This window comes from Gilvibacter sp. SZ-19, assembly GCF_002163875.1.
Taxonomy (GTDB): Bacteria; Bacteroidota; Bacteroidia; order Flavobacteriales; family Flavobacteriaceae; genus Gilvibacter.
The window spans coordinates 1,100,682-1,121,337 of the sequence record NZ_CP019333.1 but is presented as its reverse complement, the minus strand read 5'-3'; the positions used below and the strand labels follow the sequence as shown (position 1 = coordinate 1,121,337).

The following is a 20,656-nucleotide window of genomic DNA, read 5'->3' as shown; positions in this document are numbered from 1 at the left end:
TACCCATTTGCGTTGTATCTTAGGTATCAGTTAGTTGTGCATGCAGTGATAACTTTTAAAGTTGCTATTATGAAAACAGTTTTATCTTATTTTTTAGCTCTGCTGAGTTTACCGATGTTAGCTCAGATGAATGTGGTGACCATAGACGCCTATGTCTTGGACGGATCTACACAACGACCCATTGAATTTGTAAATATCAATGTATTGGACCGTGATATGGGTACCATTACTACTTCCGATGGTAAATTCCATCTAGAGATCATTGAAGACCAAATTGGACCTCAGGACCAGATCAAGCTGGCCGCTTTAGGTTATGCGCCCAAAACCATGTCTATGGAGCGTTTGTACAACCTATTGGAAAAGAACAATATCCTGTATTTGAATCCCTACAACGAATCTATAAGTCAAGAAACCCTTAAAAGCGCCAATCAAGGAAGTAAAGCTAAAGGCGTTACCGGAGTGGTGATGGCAGAGGGCGCACCTATCCAAGGAGCGACCATTCGTGTAAAAGGAAGCTACAAACAGGTAAAGACCGACGCAGACGGAAAGTTCGAGATCGACGCGCTTTCTGGCGATGTTTTACAGGTGGATTATTTGACAACCTTCCCTAAGGAGGTTAGCGCTCAGCCAAACATGAACATTGCTTTAACTGTTGATGGAGAACTGCTAGAACAGGTGACCTTAAAGTCAGAGAAAAGAGAGTTCCTGTCAGACAGAAACATTGAAACGGCTTACGGCAAGAAGAAATTCGATCGTCTTGGCTATCGCGCAGCACAGATCACTTACGACGAGATCTCGGCTGGGGCTTTGACCTTTGAACAAGCCTTATTGAGATTACCTACCATTGGCGTAGTTAATCCTACCTCTATAAACTTGAGTAACGGACGTGCAGTCGTAATAGACGACATGGTTTACGGACCAGACCAAGTTGGTCCAGGCGGATTAAATGGATTGCTCGATATAAACAATGTATACAGCATGACAGTTATTCCTGGAATAGTTGGTTCAACGCGATATGGTACTTTAGGAAGAAATGGTGTGATAATCATTCGAACTAAGACCTATGCCGCCGCACAAGGAGACTATAAGCCGGAGGCCAAACAAGAAACGGCCTTGGTTACCGGAAACAATTACAACCAATCTTTGGTAATGATCGATGATCTCCCAAAGAGTGATTATATCGCAAGATTGAATCAGGCTAACTCTTTTGAAGCAGCCAAATCGATCTACGATCAGCAGCGTTCTCTGGCAAATTCTGCCGCTTATGGTATAGACTTCTTTGTCAATGCTTCTAAGTACTTCGAGAAGTGGGATATGGATTTTGCTGCGGAGGTGGCACGAGAGATCTTGAATATCGCACCTAAGAACGACAAGGCGCTAAAAACCTTAGCTTATCGCTTGGAAGATATGGGCGATCTGGAAGGTGCTAAAGCAGCCTATCAGCGCTTAGCACTTTTAAATCCAAGTGATGCGCAGAGTTTTAGAGATCTGGCCTATATCTACAAAGAAACCGGCGAGTACACCAAAGCCTTTGCGTTATACAAGAGAATCTTGGCCAATCAGACCGATGGTGTTGACTTTAGCGGAATCCAAGGGGTGGCCGAGGCCGAATTGCGTCAGCTTTTGGCTAACCACAAAGACAAGGTATATTACAAAGACCTTCCAAATTCTTTGCTGCAAACCGATTGGAAGCGCGATATCCGAATTGTGTTCGAATGGAACGATCCGGCGGCTGAATTTGATATTCAGTTCGTAGATCCGACAAAAAAATACTTCACCTACAAGCATACACGTTTTGACAATCTAGATCAGATGGAAGACGAGTATACCAAAGGATATGCGATAGAGCAGTTCGAGATAGACGACAGTGTAAGCGGAAACTGGCTTATCAATATCGAATCTCTAGCAGGAGATGCCAGTATTAATCCGGTGTATTTGAAATACACAGTCTACACCAACTATGGCAAGAGCAATGAGACCAAAGAGACTGGGCTCGTTAATCTGTCAGACCTCAAGCAAAAAGTGACCCTTAAGCAGTTGCGCTACTAGGCCGCGACTAAGCAGAAATTTACAGCATTGACTCCCGAGGGAGTCTGGGTTTACAAGCCGGGAATCACCTACGTTCCCGGCCTGTCACCCATCACTTTAAAAATTAAAACCTATGAAGAAGATCATTACTATTTTCCTTGCTTTATTAAGCATTCCCATGTGGGCACAGATGAACGTTATCTATGTTGATGCCTATGTGTTGGATGGTCAAACACAGCAGCCCGTAGAGTTCGTGAATCTTAATATTCTAAACCGAAATTACGGAACGGTCACCCAGGCAGATGGGAGTTTTAAACTTCAGATCATAGAAGAACAGATCGGCTTGCAAGATCAGATAGAGATCTCGGCGATTGGCTACGCTTCTAAGACCATGAGTATGGAACGCTTTTACAATCTTTTAGAAGCCAACAACATACTGTATCTGAATCCTTACAACGAAACCATCAGCAAAGAAACCATGAAACAACCAGATGCAAAAGCAAAAGGTGTTAGAGGTGTTGTAATGACAGAAGGCCAGCCCGTTCAAGGCGCGGTGGTTCGAGTAAAAGGAAGTTATAATGAAGTGAAAACAGACTATCTGGGTCGATTTACCATAGATGCTTTACCGGGCGATGTATTGCGTGTGGATTATCTAACCACTTATCCAAAAGAGTTGGTGGCGGGTAATTCTAGTTTGGAGATCAATTTAGAGACCGATGGAGAATTGTTGGAAGAGGTAGAGCTTCGAGCTAAAAAAGAACGCAAAGAGCGTATAGGATCTAGAAGCATTAACACTTCAATCGGAACCAAAGATTTCGATGCCCTAGGGTATTCCGCGTGGCAGATCACAGAGGAGCAAATTTTGCCGGCCTACACCAATATTGGACAAGTACTCATAAAAATGCCAGGTGTATTTGTCTACGATATGTGGGGGCCAAATCCGGCTTATGGCTTTAACCGTTCTATTGCAACTTCTATTACAGGGAGTTCTTTGCCCATCATTGTGATCGATGAGGTCATTTACGAACAAGGACCGAATCAGGTGCCTCCCATAGATGTGCAAAACATCTATAGCATTACCACCATACCAAGTGTTATTGGAGGGGTTCGTTATGGGACTTTAGGTAGAAACGGAGTGATCCGCATAGAGACCAAAACCTATGCGGCTGCATTGGGCAAATATGAGGAGCGCGCCAAAAAGCGTTTAGAAAACCTCAAAGCAAAGAACAACGATTATACAGAAGGTGTTTTGGTAGCAGAAGACATTACCAAAAGCGAGTATATGAATCAGCTCAATACGGCAACATCTTTTGATGAGGCTGTTGCTATATACAAACAACAAAGCGCCTTAGCCAATGCCTACGGCGTGGAGTATTATCTGAATGCCTCCAAATATTTTGAGGCTTGGGATGTCGATTTTGCTGCACAAATAGCTCAGCAGATCTTGAACGAGGCTCCAAACAACCCTAAAGCCTTAAAGAGTCTTGGGTATCGCCTGCAAGAGTTAGGACAAATCCACGAGGCCAAAAGTGTATTCCAACGCATTGCAATACTAACACCAAACGACGCACAGAGCTACAGAGATCTGGCCTATATGTATAAGGAAACCGGTGAATTTCAAAAGGCTTTTGAACTTTATAAGTTCATTTTAGACAACGATTATCCGGCGCTGGATTTCTCCGGAGTTCAGGCCATTGCAGAAGCCGAGATGCGACAGCTATTGGCTAACTACAAAGACAAAGTAGACTATAAGTCATTGCCTAACAGGTTGCTCAATGTGGGCTATAAGAAAGATATTAGAATTGTCTTTGAATGGAATGATCCTGCTGCCGAATTTGACCTACAGTTCGTAAGCCCTGAGGGGAAATTCTTTACCCACAAGCAAACGCGTTTTGACAATTTAGAAGCTATGAAGCTCGCCTATAGAGGTGGTTATGCCATTCAACAGTTCGAGATAGACGATGCAGAAGCAGGCCAGTGGCTCATCAATTTAGAGTCGCTTAATCCGCAGGCATCTATCAATCCGACCTATTTGAAATACACCATCTATAGAAATTACGCTACGCCAGAAGAGATCAAAGAGGTTAGAACTATTAATCTGTCCGATCTAGACAAAAAAATAACCTTGGAGCAACTGACCAATTAGATCAGCGCTTACCTTCCCATTCTGCATAGAATTGGGACAAGAAGATTTGCATAAATTCATGCCTACCGGCTGCCATTTGGCGGCCGGTTTTGGTATGCATAAGGTCTTTTAGCAACAACAGCTTTTCGTAGAAGTGATTTATGGTCGGGGCCGTACTTTTCTTATACTCCTCTTTGCTCATGTTGAGTTTGGGAGCGATCTGCGGATCGTAGAGGGCTCGGTTCTTAAAGCCTCCATAATTGAAGGCGCGCGCTATCCCGATAGCTCCAATAGCATCTAGGCGGTCGGCATCGCGTACCACTCGAAGCTCTAGGGTGTCATAAGTATTCTCCTCTAAGGAGTTTTTAAAGGAAATATGCTTAATAATATTCACCACTGCATCGATCGCTGCGGAGTCCAATTTTTCCCGCAACAAGAATTCTTCTGCCTTTTTGGGCCCAATGGATTCGTCTCCGTTGTGAAATTTAGAATCGGCTATATCGTGTAAAAGTGCTGCAAGAGCCACCGTTTGCAGATCGGCTTTTTCTTGTTCGGCTATGGCTAGGGCCGTTTTGTAGACACGTTCGGTGTGAAACCAGTCGTGACCACCTTCTGCACCAAGAAGCTCTGCCTTTACAAATGCAATGGTTTTGGTAATTAGCGCATCATTTAAGGGCATGGTGTACTGTTTTTTCTAGCTGAGCTATTAGTGCCTGTCTGTCGGAGACCATTTCTAAAACGATGGGTTCGTGAACCAAAAAGGAAAGTTTGTTGCCCAAGCCTAAAGGGAACGAACCGTAACGCCACAGCTTCCAGGAGTTGTTTATGGTCACCGGAACTATCTGGGCAGATGGAATTGTATCGAACAAGGTGAGCAGTCCCTTGGCTTGGAACGGTTTGGGTTGGCCATTTCTGCTGCGTGTGCCTTCTGGGAAGATCACCGCTGCGCGCTTGTTGGTTTCTATATATTCTCCAAATTGAGCGATGGCCGCAACTGCTTGGGCCGCATTTTTCCTGTCTATAAGCACGCTGCCTCCATGTCTTAGATTAAAGGAAACCGACGGGATCCCTTTTCCTAGTGATTTTTTACTGATGAATTTCACATGATGTTTTCTAAAGAACCAGATAAGCGGAGGAATGTCGTATAAGCTTTGATGATTACAAACCAAGATCAAGGGCCTGTCTGTACCTATTTTGTCTTTATAAGGATTTTTAAAGCTGTAACGCGTACCGAGTATGGCTGTGCCAGCCATGATCCAAAATTGGAGCCAATCTACTGTGATTTTGTGGGCGCCATAACCAAAAACGCGTAGCGCTATCCATTGGATCGGATGAAAGATCACCAAGGTCAGCCCAAAGACCAAGTAATAAATGGCAGATATAGGATAGGAAATCAGTTTGGCCATAGCTCAAAATTAGGCATAAAAAAACCACGTTTTAAAACGTGGTCTTATTTTTTCTTTGGGCCGCTTAACAGTATTCGTTAAAGGCGTCCATTAGATTCTCCGCTATCATGGCTGCTGGGCGACCTTCAATGTGATGACGCTCTAGCATATGCACCAATTCTCCGTCTTTAAAAAGACCCATAGAAGGTGAGCTTGGTGGGAACGGGATCATGCGCTCGCGAACAGCATTAACAGCTTCCGTGTCCACTCCTGCAAAGACAGTTACCAAATGGTCTGGAGTCTTCTCATTGGTCAAGGCGTGTTTCGCTCCCGGACGTGCGTTTGCAGCTGCGCAGCCGCATACCGAATTAACCACCACTAGGGTAGTTCCTTCTTTGCTTAGCGCTTGCTGAACTTCATCAGCGGTATATAATTCAGAAAAGCCTGCGACAGTCAAATCGTCGCGCATGGGCTGTACTAATTCTGCTGGGTACATAATTTTTCTTGTTTTTGTGTAACAATTTGAGTGCAAAGATAACCAATTTTGTACTAGTATATGCGAACAGAGCAACCTACACAAGCAGTGAATTGGTTATCTTTAGTCGCGTTTTTAATCCTTATTTTACACCACTATGTTTCGATGGGCTGGAGCCTTATTAGGATGGGTTGTAGGCGGCCGTTTCTTTGGAGCTGTAATAGGCTTTGTCATTGGTAGTTTTATCGATGAGATCAACAAAGGCGGATCTAAAAAACAACCTTATAAGAGAGTATTTAATCAACCGAAAAGAGATCAGGTAACTCCTGCGGATTTTGAACTGAATCTATTGTCTTTGGCCTCCTTGGTTATCCGAGCCGATGGCCGCGTTAAAGACGATGAGCTCAATTATGTTAGGCAGTACTTTGTACAGGCCTACGGAAAAGATCGAGCCAATGCCGCGTTCAAGGTGTTCAACGATGTGATCAAGAACAGAGCTATCTCCGCAGAGAATATCTGTAAGCTCATGCGTCAGAAAACACGCTACGAATCGCGTTTACAGATCCTTCACTTTTTATTTAGCGTGGCTAATGCCGATGGAGCCGTAGACAAGGCAGAAGTAGATGAGATAGGCCGTATTGCGCGTTATTTGGCTATAAGTCAGGCGGATTTTGAAAGTGTGAAAGCCATGTTCTTAAAATCTGCAGATAGCGCTTACAAGATCTTGGAGATAGAAAAGACAGCTTCGGATTCAGAGATCAAAAAGGCGTACCGAACCATGGCTAAGAAATATCATCCAGATAAGGTGCAGCATATGGACGAGGCCTACAAGCAAGGCGCTGAAGAGAAATTCCGTAAAGTGCAAGAAGCCTACGAACAATTGCAACAAGAACGCGGATTCTAATAAAAAAGCCCGATCTCTTTTGCGATCGGGCTTAATTTTAAGATCAATTAATCGTTTATCTTCTGCGTACAGGTCCGTTATCTGGTGAGGTTGGACAACCAGACACACAGTAATCAGTGGCCATGGCCCAGCTGGCACCGCCTATAGCGTCTCCATCTGTCCAAGCAGTCTCAGTGACTACTCTATTGCCATTGGCATCTAATTTAGACACAACAGAATGCGCCGCTAGGGTAAAGCAATCTGGAACTGCATTTTTAGGAATAGTGTACACTACTTCATTGGTGTTGTTGTAATGAACGGCACTGTAAGGGAAGTGGCCAATGCGGGGGTTGCCACCACCGTTTACAGGGATGTCTTCGCGATTTCCAATGAACATGTGAGTCTCATCAATGATCCAATTAGAAATAGTTCTGTAAGTAATGTAAAGGTTGTCTGCATCTGCTAAGATGAATAGTTTACCTGCGATGGTATGCTGTCCGGCCATGATGTAGGTTACGGAACAGATCTCTGCGGATCCGGATCCGGTTGCCGTGCCAGCAGTCAGGATAGACTTAGAGGTTACCTCAAATTGTACTTGATCCGTTAGTGTCAGATCTTCGTTTACAGTTTCTGTGGAACAGCTCGTAGTAAAAACGGCTATCATTGCCCCAATAAAGAATAGCTTTTTCATGTTGTTGTTAATTAATCTGAGACGAATATAGGGGGTTGATTTTTATCTGTAAGAAAAAACCGACACTTTGCAGGAAAATTCGTTCAAATGCACTTTTGTGCCTGTGGACGAGTATATTGTACTGATGACTTGTCTGTTTAAACAAAAAACCTGCTCTCAAATAGAGAACAGGTTTTGATGTTTTGGGGGTTGCGATTAGCTGCTAATTGGGGGCGTGAGATTAGCGGCTATAGCAGCTTGTCTTATCGGCGTCTAATTGGACCACCAATACTGTCGTTGTCATCGTTGGTACAACCTGTTTTACAGAATTCTGATACGGTTGCCCAGTTCTTACCAGCCATGGCTACACCATCTCCCCAAGCAGTTTCGCTTGATATAACATTGCCTGCATCGTCTGTTAGGTAAACCACTGCATGTGCTGCAGCGTAGAAACAATCGTCTATGTCATTGATAGGCATCGTATAGGTCACCTCATTAGTTCCAGCACTGTGAGAAGCTTGATAAGGGAAATGCCCTACGCGAGGATTACCTGGTTCATTCTGTGGAACACCTTCTAAGGTTCCTAGGTATAAATGAGTCTGCCCAAGGACCCAGTTGCCTGAAGTTCTATAGGTCACATAAAGGTTCTCGCTGTCTGCTGCTACTTCAACAACTCCAGCAGTGTAATTCTGACCTGCGATCAGATCGGTCACTGCACAGATCTCAGGGTCTGATTTACCATCTAGATCTACTACTTTTTCATTCACTGTAAAGGTCTTTGCATCTAGGCCTTCATAGTTTTCATTGTCCGAGCAACTTGTGAGAATAGCTGCTGCAATAATTAATGCGGGGTAAAGTTTTTTCATAATGTTGTTAATTAATTCGCCTGCAAGCTATTAAACGAAATTTGAAACGTAAGAAAAAACCGACACATTGCAGGAAAATTCGTTCAAACGTAGTTTTGTTGTGGTTTAAACGTAAGAAAGTATAGATGTTTGATTTTCAGGCATAAAAAAACCTGCCAGGGAAACTGGCAGGTCATGCAATATCATTACGTCTTATATATTAACGAGTCGGATCGTCTGCAGGGCCGTCGTTATTTTCTGTACAACCATCTAGGCAAAAATCTGAATACATCGCCCAGCTGTTACCATCAAAGGTAGTTCCGCTTCCCCAAGCAGTTTCTGATTGGATCACAGTACCAGCTTCATTTAACAAGCTAACTTCGGCATGAGCGGCTACACAAAAACACTGCTCAAAGAATTCAATGTCTAAAGCGTAAGTCACTTCGTCTACGCTTGCACTGTGCGAGGTGGCGTGGTCAAATACTCCAATTTTAGGATTCCCAGCTCTGTTTTGTGGAATGTCTTCACATACACCTGCAAATAAATGTGTCGCGTCGATCACCCAGCCGTCATACGTTCTGTAGGTAATATAAACTGTAGATTCATCTGCAGTAACCAAGATCTCTCCCGCTACATAATTTTGACCTGCTATCAGCTCCGTAGCAGCACAGGTTACAACTTCATCTTTTCCATCAATATCATCTGTGGTACGCTCTGTAATTGTGAACTGTACATCCGGACTGTTCTCGTAGCTATCATTCGCATCATTACTACAACTTGCCATTACAAGAACAAAAGCAAAAACCAATAGTGAGTAGATTTTTTTCATGGTCTAAAATTTAGGGTTAGAGGTCAAATGTAGTAAATAATCGATTAAATGCAAGAAAAAACCGACAAAATGCAAATTTTTGTGTTAAATCAGTGAGAGTCACTTATGATCTGGGTGTAATTGTTAATAGTTTCTGAAATATTTTAGGCTTGTCTAAAAATAAATTTACTTTTGTATAAAGTTAAATGAAGTAGATGTATAGTCTATCAGAGGAAAACTATTTAAAGGCCATTTATCACTTGGAGCAAGGAACCGCTAGCGAGGTAAGTACCAATGCTATTGCAGACCGCATGCAAACCAAAGCCTCCTCTGTGACAGATATGATCAAGAAACTGGCAGACAAGCAGCTGCTCACTTATATCAAGTATAAAGGAGTTAGTTTAACCGAGTCTGGTCAAAGAACTGCCTTACGTATTATCAGAAAGCATCGCCTTTGGGAAGTATTCTTGGTCGAGAAGTTAAACTTCAAATGGCATCAGGTGCACGATCTTGCAGAACAACTAGAACACATTCAATCCGCAGAACTGGTCGATCGTCTGGATCACTTTCTAGGACATCCGCAGTACGATCCGCATGGAGATCCTATTCCAGATGCCAATGGTAATATCACCACCAGACAAAAGAAATTGTTGGGGCAATTAGATGCTGGGCAGTGCGCTGTCTGTATTGGTGTAAAATCTGCTTCGGATGATTTTTTGAAATACCTCAGCAAGAATAACATCGGAATCGGAACCCAATTAGAAGTACAAAAAACAGAAGACTTTACCGGAGCGCTAACAGTCGTTGTAGACAAGGCCCCACTTTTTCTAACTAAAGAAATAGCAAACAGTATTTACGTAACCCTTACCGCATAATGAATTTTAAAAACACTTTAATAACGATCTCAATATTAATGTTAGGCAGTTTCGGCTATGCCCAGCAAGATAACGGCCCAGGCCCCTTAATTACGGACAGGCCAGACGCTACCGAAGCTCCAAACACCGTTGGTACAGGATTTCTCCAATTCGAGACAGGGGCATTCTTTACCAGAGAGGAAACTAATGGTTTACAAACCGAATCCACCACTTTCAACACTATGTTGGTTCGTTATGGGATATTTGACAATTTTGAACTGCGCCTGGGATGGAACTTTACAGAGACCCGTCTCGAATTCAATGAGATGGAAGTCCCCGGCGTTCTAAGTGGCTTGGACCCTTTGCTGCTAGGAGCTAAAGTCGCCATTACAGAAGAGCGAGGTCTAATTCCTGATATTGGACTTATTGGCCATGTCTTCTTGCCTTTTACCGCAGGTAGGGATTACAAACCCGAATATACCGGTGTAGATTTTCGATTCTCCTTTGCGCACACCTTGAGTGAGCGCTCAAGTCTGTCTTATAATTTAGGAGCACAGTGGGGAGGAGACAGTCCAGAGGCTGAATACATTTATACTTTGGCGTATGGATATGCGATCACTGATGCCTTTGGCTGTTATGTAGAACTCTACGGAGAGTTGCCAGAAGATAGCGGGCCTAACCATTTGTGGGATGCTAGCATTACCTATCTCGTAAATGACAACCTGCAATTAGATGCCACTATTGGGAGCGGAATCCGCTCAGATCAAGAATTATTGTTAAGTGCGGGCTTGAGTTACCGTATTGATACACGAAACAGCAAATAGATGAGAACCAGTCTTTTATTTTTCGGATTACTACTGATCTTGGTTGGATGTAAACCATCAGTAGATAAGAATTCCAAACCCAATGTGGTGGCCACTACAACCATGATAAGTGATCTGGCCAGACAGATCGGTAAAGATTCTATAGATGTACAAGGCCTCATGGGTAGTGGCGTTGACCCGCACCTTTATAAAGCTAGTGAGGGCGATGTCTCTAAGCTCTTTAATGCCGATCTGATCGTATACAACGGTTTACATTTAGAAGGGAAGATGGGAGAGATCTTTGAAAAGATGCGCTCCCAGAACATCAAGACAGTGGCCTTGGCAGAGACACTAGATCCTTTAGCGCTTATGGAGTCTGAGTATTTTGCTTCTAACTACGACCCTCACGTTTGGTTCAACATCACTTTTTGGAAACGCATGGCCGGAGCACTTAAAGACGAGTTGATTGCTTTAGATCCTGAAAGTGCTACCTATTATACGGCCAATTACGAGGCCTATATAGAGGACTTGAACAATCTTGAGACCATAGTAGAGCAAATTATTGGCAGTCTGCCAGAAGAAAAAAGATACTTGGTTACGGCTCACGATGCCTTCAACTACTTCGGACGTGCCTATGGCTTTGAAGTAGTGGGCTTGCAAGGTCTTAGTACCGCCACCGAAGCGGGTGTACAAGACGTGCAACGCCTAGCTGATTTTATAATCGAAAAAAAGATCAAAGCCATTTTTGTAGAAAGCTCTGTGCCTAAACGTACCATAGAAGCCCTACAGGCTGCGGTTCGGGCTAAGGATTTTGAAGTGAGCATTGGCGGAACCCTTTATTCTGATGCATTAGGCTCCGCAGGAACCGACGAGGGTGAATATATTGGAATGTTCCTCGCTAACGTGAACACCATAGTAAACGCGCTGAAATAATGGAAAAAATAGCGGTAAGTGTAGACGATTTGACCGTAGCTTACAACTACAAGCCAGTCTTGTGGGATATAGATCTGGCCATACCAGAAGGCGTGCTCATGGCGATAGTTGGCCCAAACGGAGCGGGAAAATCGACTCTTATTAAGGCCATACTCGGTATAATCGATCCGATTGCCGGCAGCGTGGGTATTTATGGGAAACCCTATGAGCAACAGCGACAATTGGTGGCCTATGTTCCTCAAAAGGGGAGTGTAGATTGGGACTTCCCTACCACTGCTTTAGATGTGGTCATGATGGGAACCTACGGCAGCTTGGGTTGGATAAAAAGACCGGGAAAAGCTCAGAAAAAAGCGGCATTGGAGGCGCTTGAAAAAGTGGGGATGCTGCCTTTTAAAAGCAGACAGATCTCTCAACTCTCCGGAGGGCAACAACAGCGTATTTTCCTAGCCAGAGCATTGGTGCAGAACGCCTCGATATATTTTATGGACGAGCCTTTCCAAGGTGTCGATGCCACTACAGAGAAGGCAATTGTCAATATTTTAAAGGAACTCAGAAAGACTGGGAAAACGGTGATCGTTGTTCATCATGATCTGCAAACGGTACCCGAATATTTTGACTGGGTTACTTTTTTAAACGTCAAAAAGATTGCCACTGGTCCGGTCTCAACAATTTTCAATGACGACAACCTTACCAAGACTTACGGAATCAATTATAAAGTGAGTTTACAACAATGAGTTTAGGCGAGTATTTCGAATTGCTTTTTACGGACTACACCTTGGGTGTCATCACTTTAGGCACGGCTGTTTTAGGCGCAGTTACCGGAATGCTCGGGAGTTTTGCTGTTCTCAGAAAACAAAGTCTTTTAGGCGATGCTATCTCTCACGCCGCTCTGCCCGGAATCGCCTTGGCATTCTTGTTTACTGGAGCCAAAGACAGTAATGTACTGCTTATTGGTGCCTTAATAAGTGGTTTATTGGGTGCTTTTTGGATCCGCGGAATGATCAAGAATACACATTTAAAATCAGACACGGCCTTAGGTTTGGTGCTTTCGCTTTTCTTCGGATTTGGGATGCTACTGCTTACCTATATACAGAAGTTGCCTAATGCCAATCAGGCGGGACTAGATAAGTACCTCTTTGGTCAGGCTGCTACCTTGGTGGCCAAAGACGTTTGGATCATGGTGGCCATCACAGCGGTTTCACTCTTTATCCTCTTGCTTTTTTGGAAGGAATTCAAATTGCTTCTTTTTGACGCAGATTACACCAAGACCTTAGGGTTCAATACGCGCATTATTGACACCTTGATCACCTTTTTTATAGTGATTGCTATTGTGATCGGATTACAGACGGTGGGCGTTGTGCTAATGAGTGCTATGCTACTGGCGCCGGCTGCGGCTGCTAGGCAATGGACCAATAAACTCAGTGTCATGATTGCGCTAGCGGCTTTCTTCGGAGCTTTTTCAGGTGTGTTTGGCACGGCCATATCTGCAACACAAAGCAATCTGTCAACAGGTCCGGTTATTGTGTTGGTGGCTGCTTTTTTTGTGCTGATCTCCTTTGTTTTTTCACCCGGCCGCGGTTTGCTTTTTAGAGAGATCCGTTTCCAGAAGAACCGTAGGGAACTCGAACTCAAAAAGACCTTGCAATTCATGTATTCTATAGCAAAGACCCACGAAGATATTTCGCATCCGCATGCGGTGAAGATCCTGAATAACTTTCAAGGATTTACCAGAAAGACGCTCCAGCAGATGGTAGACAAAAAATGGGTAACCCTAGACGGAGCCATGTGGTCTATGACCTCCTTGGGATACGAAGAAGCAGAAAATCTATACAGTCAGACATGAGTACACCACAAATAGAAATACAACTCATTGCAGCAGTGGTTGCTGTGGCTTGCGCCATACCTGGGGTGTTCTTGGTCTTGCGCAAAATGGCCTTGATCAGTGATGCGATCTCGCATTCCATATTGCCGGGAATTGTATTGGGATTCTTCTTAACTCACGATTTGAATTCTCCTTGGTTGATCTTATTGGCAGCCCTTACCGGAGTCATTACGGTGGTCTTGGTGGAGTTCATCCAAAAGACAGGCTTGGTCAAAGAGGACACAGCCATCGGCTTAGTGTTTCCCGCACTCTTTAGTATAGGCGTGCTCATGATCTCTAGAAACGCCAGTGATGTCCATATGGACGTAGATGCGGTCTTATTGGGTGAATTGGCCTTTGCACCTTTTGATAGATTGCTTATTGGCGGTGCGGACCTCGGTCCGAAATCTTTATGGGTCATGGGGATCATACTTCTGATCACCTTACTGCTGTTGTGGGCCTTTTTTAAAGAACTCAAGGTGAGTACTTTCGATGCTGGTCTTTCTGCGGCACTTGGTTTTTCTCCGGTTGTCTTGCATTACGGACTGATGTCTGTTTCGTCAATTACCGTTGTGGGTGCCTTTGACGCAGTGGGAGCTATACTCGTGGTCGCCTTAATGATCGCACCTGCCGCAACGGCTTACTTGCTTACCCACGATTTAAAACGCATGCTTTGGTTGTCTGTCGGATTCGGGATAGCCTCGGCAATTGGAGGCTACTGGCTTGCCCATTTACTCGATGCCTCCATTGCAGGTTCTATTACTGCAGTACTTGGGTTGATCTTTTTGACAGTCTATTGCTTTGCTCCCAACAAAGGGATCATTGCCGTGCTTTACCGCAAACGTCAGCAGCGAATAGAAGTATCCTTACTTACTTTTCTATTACACCTCAATAATCATCAGGAGGAGTCGGAACGCCATATCAATCACTTGAATGAGCATATCAATTGGCAAAGGGTGCGCTCCGAAGCCGTTGTAAAACTTGCCTTAGAGAACAATATGATCACTGTAGAGGATCAGCTCGTATCCCTTACAGATAAAGGTAGAGCGTTCACAGATCTGGCCTTGGAGTATATCATTACGAATAAGGACGAGCATATCGAGCACCTTAAAAAAGACTTCTTTCTATTTAGAGGGTAGCAATTTGGCACGATTTTTTAGTACACTTGTGTATGAGATCGATACTTACTTTATTACTCCTGTTAAGTACAGGCTTGACTATGGCTCAAGATGAAACTTTAGAGAAACTCCAACTCAAAGTTGGAGAATCGGCCAGCACGCTGGACATGCAATTGCAGTTCACTGCAGTGGTGATGGACTCTCGCTGCCCAAGCGATGCCCAATGTGTCATGGCGGGCTGGGCAGATGTTGAGGTTTTATTAATTACTGCGGATGGAGAAAAGCAAGCTTTAAAGGTGCGTATTGATGCTAGCGAGCAACACATGATCCATCCAATAGTTATGGAAAGAGCCGATGGTGTGAGAATTGTTGTTGGAAAGCTTACGCCTTATCCCTTATCAACAGTGCAGTTTGCCGACAGAGAATACTGCTTGGAACTTTGGGTGTACGAAGATCAGTGACAGCCGCAATCTTTGTTGCCGCATTTGGTCTTACCACCGTCTAAGGTACCCACAGCTGGTTTGCGTCTGGATTCAAAAATAGGGTTCCACACAAATTTTTTGAGCAGATAACCTACCGCGATCGCAAAGACTACAAAGACTAGAATTTTCTGGATCATCTTATTTTAGGATTTGATAGGTTATTAAAGCTACAATATACGCAATTGCAGACATTGTTAGTAATTGCCACATGGGCCATTTCCAGGAATTGGTCTCCTTCTTTACAATGGCTAACGTACTCATACACTGCATGGCAAAGGCGTAAAAGAGCAGCAGTGAAATACCGCTGGCAAAATTGAACAGCGGTGTTCCAAGCACCGGATTAACCTCTGCAGCCATTCTATTCTTAATGGTCTCTTCTTCCTCGCTGCCCACACTGTAAATGGTAGCCAAAGTCCCCACAAAGACCTCACGAGCTGCAAAACTGCTTAAAATCGCTATCCCGATCTTCCAGTCGTAACCCAGAGGCTGTACGGCAGGTTCTATGCCTTTTCCTAGAATTCCGATATAAGAATGCTCCAATTTAAAGGAAGCGATCTGGGCGTCTAGTTCCTCTTCGGAAAGACCATTATTTATATTTTCTTGCTTAACAATCTGCTCTGCCTTATTGAAATCTCCAGGGCCATAAGAAGCCAACACCCAAAGTATTACTGAGATCGCCATGATGATCTTCCCTGCACCGACTACGAAAGACTTGGTCTTTTCTACTACGGTCAAAGCCACATTCTTAAACAAAGGGACTTTGTAGTTTGGCATTTCAATAACAAAGAAACTCTTAGATTGGATCTTTAGAAAACGATCTAAAAGCCAGGCAGAAATAATGGCCGAGGCAAATCCTAAGAGGTATAAGAACATCAACGTAAGCCCTTGAAGGCTAAAGATTCCTAAAACACGCTGCTCCGGAATAACCAATGAAATGATGATCAGATACACGGGTAGTCGCGCCGAACAGGTGGTAAAAGGAGTTACCAAAATGGTGATCAGGCGTTCTTTCCAGTTCTCTATGTTTCGGGTTGCCATAATGGCCGGAATGGCGCAAGCGGTTCCAGAAACCAAAGGAACTACACTCTTTCCGCTAAGGCCGAATCGGCGCATACTGCGGTCCATTAAGAATACAACGCGACTCATATAGCCGCTCTCTTCCAGGATGGCGATAAAGAAGAACAAAAAGGCGATCTGTGGAATAAAGATCACGATTCCGCCCAGCCCAGGAATGATCCCTTCTGCCAATAAATTGGTAAAATCTCCGGCAGGCATAACGGCTTTGATCCATTCGCTAAGGGAGCTAAAAGTAGTATCTATGAGATCCATCGGATAACCGGACCAATCAAAGATCGCTTGAAAAATCAAGGCGAGTATGCTAAAAAAGATCACATATCCCCATACTTTGTGGGTAAGCACGCGGTCAAATCGACTGCGCAGATCCTTGGCATTGGCCGTGTCGACAACCAAGGTTTCTTTTAGCGTTTCGTTTATAAACTGATAGCGCTTAATGGTTTCCTTTTGCTGCAGTCGCTTGAGGTTGCTTTTAGATTCGGTCTGAAAGGTCGCGATAAGATCGGCTGTATTGCGTTCTACCTTTCCAAAGTTTACATCTTGGGTGATCACCAACCACAGCTTGTATAGCTCTTGATTTGGGAAAGCTTTTTTAAGTCGATCAAAATACTCCGGCGCAATCACTGAGGCGTTCATACAAGGTTCTGTAGAGACCTGTCTGTAATTGGCAATCAGCTCTTTGAGTTCGTCAAAACCTTGGTTCTTGCGCGAGCTGATCAGTGCGATCTTGGTTTTGAGCTTTTCTTCCAGTTTCTCTAGATCTACCGTAATGGCTTTGCGTTTCATACGGTCTGCCATATTGATAGCCAGTATGGTAGGAATCCCCAAGTCTTTGATCTGCGTAAAAAGTAACAGGTTGCGCTTTAGGTTCTCTACATCGGCAACCACCACAGCGACATCTGGAAAATCCTTGTCGTTCTTGTTGAGCAGCAGTTCTATGACCACGTTCTCATCTAAAGAGGAAGCATTGAGGCTGTAAGTGCCGGGTAGATCTAATATATGGGCCTTAACACCACGTGGCAACTTACAGATACCTTGTTTCTTCTCAACGGTGATCCCCGGATAGTTTCCTACCTTTTGGTTGAGCCCGGTAAGTTGATTGAAAACAGAGGTCTTCCCCGTGTTGGGGTTTCCAATGAGCGCAACATTGAATTGTTTGGCCATTAGCTCAGCAGTTCGATTTCTATTTGCAGGGCGGTTTCTCTGCGGATGGCCAGATGACTCCCGTTGATGTTGAGGTAAAGCGGATCACTAAATGGCGCGAGCTGAACCAACTCCACCTCCATGCCAGGTAAACAACCCATTTCTAACAATTTAAGCGGCACAGTTTCTATGGGAAAATCCTTGATTATTCCCTTTTGTCCGCGATTTAGATTGGCTATGGTAGGCATTGCGCTTATTTAGACTGATTTTAAACAACAAAAATAGCACTTCTGCATAAGTTCCGAAAGCAAAAGGGGCTTTTTTCTAGTATTCGGCTTTTAGAATGGCGATATCCTGAAGCAAGCGCTCAATATCGTCTGGAGCGGTACCGTCATAATAACCGCGAATGCGTTTTTCTTTGTCTACAAGTACAAAGTTTTCGGTATGTATCATACCGTACTCACCAACCGCATCTTTTTTGGCAGCAAAGTAAGCTTTGCGAGCCAGATCGTAGATCTGCTCCCGATCTCCGGTGACCAGATTCCACACGGAATCATTCACGCCTTTCTCTAAGGCATATTTTTTAAGCTGAGGCACCGAATCGATCTCTGGAGTAACCGAATGAGAAAGCAACTTGACCATAGGGTCGCCTTGCAATTCTCGCTGTATTTGTGCCATATGATCTGTCATTACCGGACAGATAGTAACACAGGTCGTGAAGAAGAAATCGGCAACGTAGATCTTGTCCTGGTAATCGGCCTGACTTATGGTATCTCCGTTCTGATTTAAAAGCGAGAAGTCTGGTATGCTGTGGTACTTTTTTACAAATTGCATACTGGGGTCCACCAGTTCTTCGCTCACACTCACAGGTTCAATGATAGGAAGTTTGTCCTGAGGTTTTAAAGCGCGGTACATCAATGCAATGATAAGGGCAGATAACACTAACATTACCAATCCGAAGAACTTGTATTTCGCAAAGAAATCGAGCATGATAAGACCGCTTTTCGCAAAGGTACGACGGCCAGAGAAGACCCCACAATAACCAAGGCAGTTTTTAAAGATTTTAACGCCACCCCTGCAATTGAAAGCTCCCAATGATAAAAATGCGTTAAAAATTCTAGCTCAAGGCCCTAAGCAAGTCCGCAGCATTTTCTAAAGCCATACGAATAAGTTACTTTTGTCCTCTAATTTTTATGCTATGAGCGAATTTTGGGTCAAAGCCGCACAGCTCCTTTTGAGTTTGTCCATTCTAATTGTACTACACGAGCTGGGGCACTTTATACCTGCCAAACTTTTTAAAACCCGAGTAGAGAAATTCTACTTGTTCTTCGATATAAAATATTCCTTGTTCAAAAAGAAGATCGGCGAGACCGTTTACGGGATCGGATGGCTGCCTCTTGGCGGATATGTAAAGATCTCTGGGATGATAGACGAATCCATGGACAAAGAACAAATGGCACAACCTCCGCAGCCATGGGAATTCAGATCTAAACCCGCCTGGCAACGTCTTATTATTATGGTCGGTGGTGTGACAGTGAATATTATTGTCGGACTGCTTATTTACATCGGTATCTTCTATGTAAATGGAGAACGTATTATTACACCAGAACTTGCCCCTAGAGGTTTCTCTGTAGCGCAAAGTTTTAAAGAACTAGGTTTTAAAGACGGCGATCATATTTTGGCCGTTAACGGAGAAGAGTTCAAGGATCTGGGCGATTTGAATCGATATATCTTTTTAAGAGATGTAGACAATATAACCGTAGCCCATTCCAACGGTGACCAAGAGACCATCAGCTTACCAGAAGATATTGGTATGCGCATGTTCAAGTCAGGAGATACCAACCCGTTTAACCGTTGGCGAAAACCGGTAATAGACACTGTAATTCCGGGCTTGCCTGGAGCAGAGGCCGGATTACAAAAAGGAGACGTTGTTCTTGAGGTTGGCGGGGTAATGACCGCTAGCTGGAAAATGGTTCAGGAGAATGTTGCCGGTAATGCAGGCAAGCCTATTCTCTTTGCAGTGAACAGAAACGGTCAGAAGAAAGAGATCACTGTAACACCGAATGAGAAAGGCAAGGCCGGGATAAACAATTACGGCAAAGAATACGATGGTAAATTCGAGGTCATTAAATACAGCTTTTGGGAAAGCCTTAGCGGCGGAACCGTTTTTGGATATAATATTCTGGTAGATTATGTGAAGCAATTCAAATATGTGTTTACCAAAGAAGGAGCTACGCAGATAGGTGGTTTCGGGGCTATTGGAAACCTGTTTCCTGGTACTTGGAGTTGGACAGCCTTTTGGTTCAACACCGCACTTATCTCTATCATTTTGGCCTTTATGAACATACTGCCTATTCCTGCTTTAGATGGAGGACATGTTATGTTTTTGCTCTATGAGATAGTCTCTGGAAGAAAGCCGAGCGATAAGTTTATGGAGTACGCTCAGATGATAGGATTCTTCTTATTGATCGCCTTAGTACTCTTTGCAAATGGGAACGATTTATATCGATGGCTATTTGGATAGAAAAAAGTATAATTTGCTTGTAGTGGAATAAAAATAAATTTATATTTGCGTCCGCTTAGCGAAATTCCTCCATAGCTCAGTTGGTTAGAGCACCTGACTGTTAATCAGGGTGTCCTTGGTTCGAGTCCAAGTGGAGGAGCCGAGAAGTAGAAAAAAGCAACCTTCGGGTTGCTTTTTGCACTTCACGGCAGTAACGTGAACTTGTTCTACTTTACTGCCAGTTAAGATTTAACCCACCCTATTGGTTAATAGAGGTGGGTTTTTTTATACCTATATGTTATGATTTTACCATTTTGCGTTTATGTATTACAAAGCGAAAAAGACCTTCTTCTATACCATGGTTTTACAACCAATCTTGAGCAGCGATTAATTGATCACAACAGTAAACGTACGAAAAGTACGTCGTCAAGAATTCCTTTAAAATTAATTTATTGCGAGTTTTTCATAACAAAAACGGATGCCTTAAGAAGAGAAAGATACTTTAAGACATCAACAGGGAAGAAAATGCTAAAATTATTACTTAGAGATACTTTTGAGAAAGTAAATTATCCCAAACGATAGTCTAGAAGCCATCAGAAATGATGGCTTTTTCTTTTGGTATAACTTGTACTCTTCCAAGGCCACATCCAGCGCGGCAGGCTGGCT

The 20,656-nt window shown here is 43.7% G+C and carries 22 protein-coding genes and 1 tRNA gene; 13 read left to right on the top strand and 10 right to left on the bottom strand.

Features of this window, described 5'->3' with window-relative positions; translation table 11 throughout:
* Positions 1 to 69: 69 nt before the first annotated feature.
* Positions 70 to 2,049 (top strand): hypothetical protein, encoded by a 1,980-nt coding sequence (locus tag BTO09_RS05130; protein ID WP_157663429.1) that lies wholly within the window; start codon positions 70 to 72, stop codon positions 2,047 to 2,049.
* Between the two features lie 112 nt (positions 2,050 to 2,161).
* Positions 2,162 to 4,174 (top strand): hypothetical protein, encoded by a 2,013-nt coding sequence (locus BTO09_RS05125; RefSeq protein WP_087523745.1) that lies wholly within the window; start codon positions 2,162 to 2,164, stop codon positions 4,172 to 4,174.
* 1 nt (position 4,175) lies between these two features.
* Here BTO09_RS05125 and BTO09_RS05120 read toward each other — a convergent pair whose 3' ends face one another.
* From BTO09_RS05120 to BTO09_RS05110, 3 genes are all read right to left on the bottom strand, one after another.
* Positions 4,176 to 4,832 carry an HD domain-containing protein gene (locus BTO09_RS05120; protein ID WP_087523744.1) on the bottom strand — a complete coding sequence of 219 codons (657 nt, stop codon included), beginning with the start codon at positions 4,830 to 4,832 and terminating at the stop codon, positions 4,176 to 4,178.
* A complete protein-coding gene (locus BTO09_RS05115) occupies positions 4,819 to 5,559 on the bottom strand; it encodes a 1-acyl-sn-glycerol-3-phosphate acyltransferase (protein WP_087525488.1) in 741 nt (246 codons plus the stop codon). The genes BTO09_RS05120 and BTO09_RS05115 overlap by 14 nt, the downstream gene beginning before the upstream one ends.
* Positions 5,560 to 5,623: 64 nt before the next feature.
* Entirely contained in the window at positions 5,624 to 6,034 is a 411-nt protein-coding gene (locus tag BTO09_RS05110) for a BrxA/BrxB family bacilliredoxin (protein WP_087523743.1), read from the bottom strand.
* Positions 6,035 to 6,170: 136 nt separating this feature from the next.
* On the opposite strand from BTO09_RS05110, the gene BTO09_RS05105 reads away from it, so the two are divergent.
* Positions 6,171 to 6,917, top strand: coding sequence for a TerB family tellurite resistance protein (locus BTO09_RS05105; protein WP_087523742.1), 747 nt, complete (start codon positions 6,171 to 6,173; stop codon positions 6,915 to 6,917).
* A gap of 55 nt (positions 6,918 to 6,972) precedes the next feature.
* Here the strand turns inward: BTO09_RS05105 and BTO09_RS05100 are convergent, their stop codons facing one another.
* From BTO09_RS05100 to BTO09_RS05090, 3 genes are all read right to left on the bottom strand, one after another.
* The gene (locus tag BTO09_RS05100) at positions 6,973 to 7,587 is read right to left on the bottom strand and encodes a hypothetical protein (RefSeq protein ID WP_087523741.1); all 615 of its coding nucleotides are present in this window, start codon (positions 7,585 to 7,587) and stop codon (positions 6,973 to 6,975) included.
* 242 nt (positions 7,588 to 7,829) lie between these two features.
* The gene (locus tag BTO09_RS05095) at positions 7,830 to 8,432 is read right to left on the bottom strand and encodes a hypothetical protein (protein ID WP_087523740.1); all 603 of its coding nucleotides are present in this window, start codon (positions 8,430 to 8,432) and stop codon (positions 7,830 to 7,832) included.
* A 199-nt stretch (positions 8,433 to 8,631) separates the two neighbouring features.
* Positions 8,632 to 9,240: a hypothetical protein gene (locus tag BTO09_RS05090; protein ID WP_087523739.1), complete on the bottom strand. Its 609-nt coding sequence runs from the start codon at positions 9,238 to 9,240 to the stop codon at positions 8,632 to 8,634.
* Positions 9,241 to 9,434: 194 nt separating this feature from the next.
* On the opposite strand from BTO09_RS05090, the gene BTO09_RS05085 reads away from it, so the two are divergent.
* The 7 genes from BTO09_RS05085 to BTO09_RS05055 are packed head-to-tail and all read left to right on the top strand — an operon-like array spanning position 9,435 to position 15,249.
* Positions 9,435 to 10,094 carry a metal-dependent transcriptional regulator gene (locus BTO09_RS05085; RefSeq protein ID WP_087523738.1) on the top strand — a complete coding sequence of 220 codons (660 nt, stop codon included), beginning with the start codon at positions 9,435 to 9,437 and terminating at the stop codon, positions 10,092 to 10,094.
* 38 nt (positions 10,095 to 10,132) lie between these two features.
* Positions 10,133 to 10,897, top strand: coding sequence for a transporter (locus tag BTO09_RS05080; RefSeq protein ID WP_232454995.1), 765 nt, complete (start codon positions 10,133 to 10,135; stop codon positions 10,895 to 10,897).
* Positions 10,898 to 11,809: a metal ABC transporter solute-binding protein, Zn/Mn family gene (locus tag BTO09_RS05075; protein WP_087523736.1), complete on the top strand. Its 912-nt coding sequence runs from the start codon at positions 10,898 to 10,900 to the stop codon at positions 11,807 to 11,809.
* The gene (locus BTO09_RS05070) at positions 11,809 to 12,543 is read left to right on the top strand and encodes a metal ABC transporter ATP-binding protein (protein ID WP_087523735.1); all 735 of its coding nucleotides are present in this window, start codon (positions 11,809 to 11,811) and stop codon (positions 12,541 to 12,543) included. Before BTO09_RS05075 ends, BTO09_RS05070 begins: the two co-directional genes overlap by 1 nt.
* Complete coding sequence (locus tag BTO09_RS05065) at positions 12,540 to 13,652, top strand: metal ABC transporter permease (protein ID WP_087523734.1); 1,113 nt, start codon at positions 12,540 to 12,542, stop codon at positions 13,650 to 13,652. The genes BTO09_RS05070 and BTO09_RS05065 overlap by 4 nt, the downstream gene beginning before the upstream one ends.
* Positions 13,649 to 14,809, top strand: coding sequence for a metal ABC transporter permease (locus BTO09_RS05060; RefSeq protein ID WP_087523733.1), 1,161 nt, complete (start codon positions 13,649 to 13,651; stop codon positions 14,807 to 14,809). Before BTO09_RS05065 ends, BTO09_RS05060 begins: the two co-directional genes overlap by 4 nt.
* A gap of 32 nt (positions 14,810 to 14,841) precedes the next feature.
* Positions 14,842 to 15,249: a hypothetical protein gene (locus BTO09_RS05055; RefSeq protein ID WP_157663428.1), complete on the top strand. Its 408-nt coding sequence runs from the start codon at positions 14,842 to 14,844 to the stop codon at positions 15,247 to 15,249.
* Here BTO09_RS05055 and BTO09_RS14470 read toward each other — a convergent pair.
* The 4 genes from BTO09_RS14470 to BTO09_RS05040 form a co-directional block, all read right to left on the bottom strand.
* Positions 15,243 to 15,407 carry a hypothetical protein gene (locus tag BTO09_RS14470; protein WP_157663427.1) on the bottom strand — a complete coding sequence of 55 codons (165 nt, stop codon included), beginning with the start codon at positions 15,405 to 15,407 and terminating at the stop codon, positions 15,243 to 15,245. The two genes, BTO09_RS05055 and BTO09_RS14470, sit on opposite strands and share 7 nt — an antisense overlap.
* Position 15,408: 1 nt before the next feature.
* A complete protein-coding gene (gene feoB, locus BTO09_RS05050) occupies positions 15,409 to 17,508 on the bottom strand; it encodes a ferrous iron transport protein B (RefSeq protein ID WP_087523731.1) in 2,100 nt (699 codons plus the stop codon).
* Positions 17,508 to 17,735, bottom strand: a complete 228-nt coding sequence (locus BTO09_RS05045) for a FeoA family protein (RefSeq protein WP_087523730.1) — start codon at positions 17,733 to 17,735, stop codon at positions 17,508 to 17,510. Before BTO09_RS05045 ends, feoB begins: the two co-directional genes overlap by 1 nt.
* A 76-nt stretch (positions 17,736 to 17,811) precedes the next feature.
* Positions 17,812 to 18,477 (bottom strand): SCO family protein, encoded by a 666-nt coding sequence (locus tag BTO09_RS05040; RefSeq protein ID WP_087523729.1) that lies wholly within the window; start codon positions 18,475 to 18,477, stop codon positions 17,812 to 17,814.
* A 208-nt stretch (positions 18,478 to 18,685) separates the two neighbouring features.
* Here BTO09_RS05040 and rseP point away from each other — a divergent pair, with 208 nt between their 5' ends.
* The 3 genes from rseP to BTO09_RS05025 all read left to right on the top strand — a co-directional run bounded on the left by rseP (position 18,686) and on the right by BTO09_RS05025 (position 20,572).
* Positions 18,686 to 20,011, top strand: a complete 1,326-nt coding sequence (rseP, locus tag BTO09_RS05035) for an RIP metalloprotease RseP (RefSeq protein WP_087523728.1) — start codon at positions 18,686 to 18,688, stop codon at positions 20,009 to 20,011.
* Between the two features lie 65 nt (positions 20,012 to 20,076).
* A tRNA-Asn gene (locus BTO09_RS05030) sits at positions 20,077 to 20,150 on the top strand.
* 140 nt (positions 20,151 to 20,290) lie between these two features.
* Positions 20,291 to 20,572 (top strand): GIY-YIG nuclease family protein, encoded by a 282-nt coding sequence (locus BTO09_RS05025; protein ID WP_087523727.1) that lies wholly within the window; start codon positions 20,291 to 20,293, stop codon positions 20,570 to 20,572.
* Positions 20,573 to 20,656 lie beyond the last annotated feature (84 nt).

What these genes read in the sequence shown, in the direction of transcription:
- BTO09_RS05130 (WP_157663429.1), top strand. Translation starts at nt 70, where the DNA reads ATGAAAACAGTTTTATCTTATTTTTTAGCTCTGCTGAGTTTACCGATG.
- BTO09_RS05125 (WP_087523745.1), top strand. Translation starts at nt 2,162, where the DNA reads ATGAAGAAGATCATTACTATTTTCCTTGCTTTATTAAGCATTCCCATG.
- BTO09_RS05120 (WP_087523744.1), bottom strand. Translation starts at nt 4,832, where the DNA reads ATGCCCTTAAATGATGCGCTAATTACCAAAACCATTGCATTTGTAAAG.
- BTO09_RS05115 (WP_087525488.1), bottom strand. Translation starts at nt 5,559, where the DNA reads ATGGCCAAACTGATTTCCTATCCTATATCTGCCATTTATTACTTGGTC.
- BTO09_RS05110 (WP_087523743.1), bottom strand. Translation starts at nt 6,034, where the DNA reads ATGTACCCAGCAGAATTAGTACAGCCCATGCGCGACGATTTGACTGTC.
- BTO09_RS05105 (WP_087523742.1), top strand. Translation starts at nt 6,171, where the DNA reads ATGTTTCGATGGGCTGGAGCCTTATTAGGATGGGTTGTAGGCGGCCGT.
- BTO09_RS05100 (WP_087523741.1), bottom strand. Translation starts at nt 7,587, where the DNA reads ATGAAAAAGCTATTCTTTATTGGGGCAATGATAGCCGTTTTTACTACG.
- BTO09_RS05095 (WP_087523740.1), bottom strand. Translation starts at nt 8,432, where the DNA reads ATGAAAAAACTTTACCCCGCATTAATTATTGCAGCAGCTATTCTCACA.
- BTO09_RS05090 (WP_087523739.1), bottom strand. Translation starts at nt 9,240, where the DNA reads ATGAAAAAAATCTACTCACTATTGGTTTTTGCTTTTGTTCTTGTAATG.
- BTO09_RS05085 (WP_087523738.1), top strand. Translation starts at nt 9,435, where the DNA reads ATGTATAGTCTATCAGAGGAAAACTATTTAAAGGCCATTTATCACTTG.
- BTO09_RS05080 (WP_232454995.1), top strand. Translation starts at nt 10,133, where the DNA reads ATGTTAGGCAGTTTCGGCTATGCCCAGCAAGATAACGGCCCAGGCCCC.
- BTO09_RS05075 (WP_087523736.1), top strand. Translation starts at nt 10,898, where the DNA reads ATGAGAACCAGTCTTTTATTTTTCGGATTACTACTGATCTTGGTTGGA.
- BTO09_RS05070 (WP_087523735.1), top strand. Translation starts at nt 11,809, where the DNA reads ATGGAAAAAATAGCGGTAAGTGTAGACGATTTGACCGTAGCTTACAAC.
- BTO09_RS05065 (WP_087523734.1), top strand. Translation starts at nt 12,540, where the DNA reads ATGAGTTTAGGCGAGTATTTCGAATTGCTTTTTACGGACTACACCTTG.
- BTO09_RS05060 (WP_087523733.1), top strand. Translation starts at nt 13,649, where the DNA reads ATGAGTACACCACAAATAGAAATACAACTCATTGCAGCAGTGGTTGCT.
- BTO09_RS05055 (WP_157663428.1), top strand. Translation starts at nt 14,842, where the DNA reads ATGAGATCGATACTTACTTTATTACTCCTGTTAAGTACAGGCTTGACT.
- BTO09_RS14470 (WP_157663427.1), bottom strand. Translation starts at nt 15,407, where the DNA reads ATGATCCAGAAAATTCTAGTCTTTGTAGTCTTTGCGATCGCGGTAGGT.
- feoB (WP_087523731.1), bottom strand. Translation starts at nt 17,508, where the DNA reads ATGGCCAAACAATTCAATGTTGCGCTCATTGGAAACCCCAACACGGGG.
- BTO09_RS05045 (WP_087523730.1), bottom strand. Translation starts at nt 17,735, where the DNA reads ATGCCTACCATAGCCAATCTAAATCGCGGACAAAAGGGAATAATCAAG.
- BTO09_RS05040 (WP_087523729.1), bottom strand. Translation starts at nt 18,477, where the DNA reads ATGCTCGATTTCTTTGCGAAATACAAGTTCTTCGGATTGGTAATGTTA.
- rseP (WP_087523728.1), top strand. Translation starts at nt 18,686, where the DNA reads ATGAGCGAATTTTGGGTCAAAGCCGCACAGCTCCTTTTGAGTTTGTCC.
- BTO09_RS05025 (WP_087523727.1), top strand. Translation starts at nt 20,291, where the DNA reads ATGATTTTACCATTTTGCGTTTATGTATTACAAAGCGAAAAAGACCTT.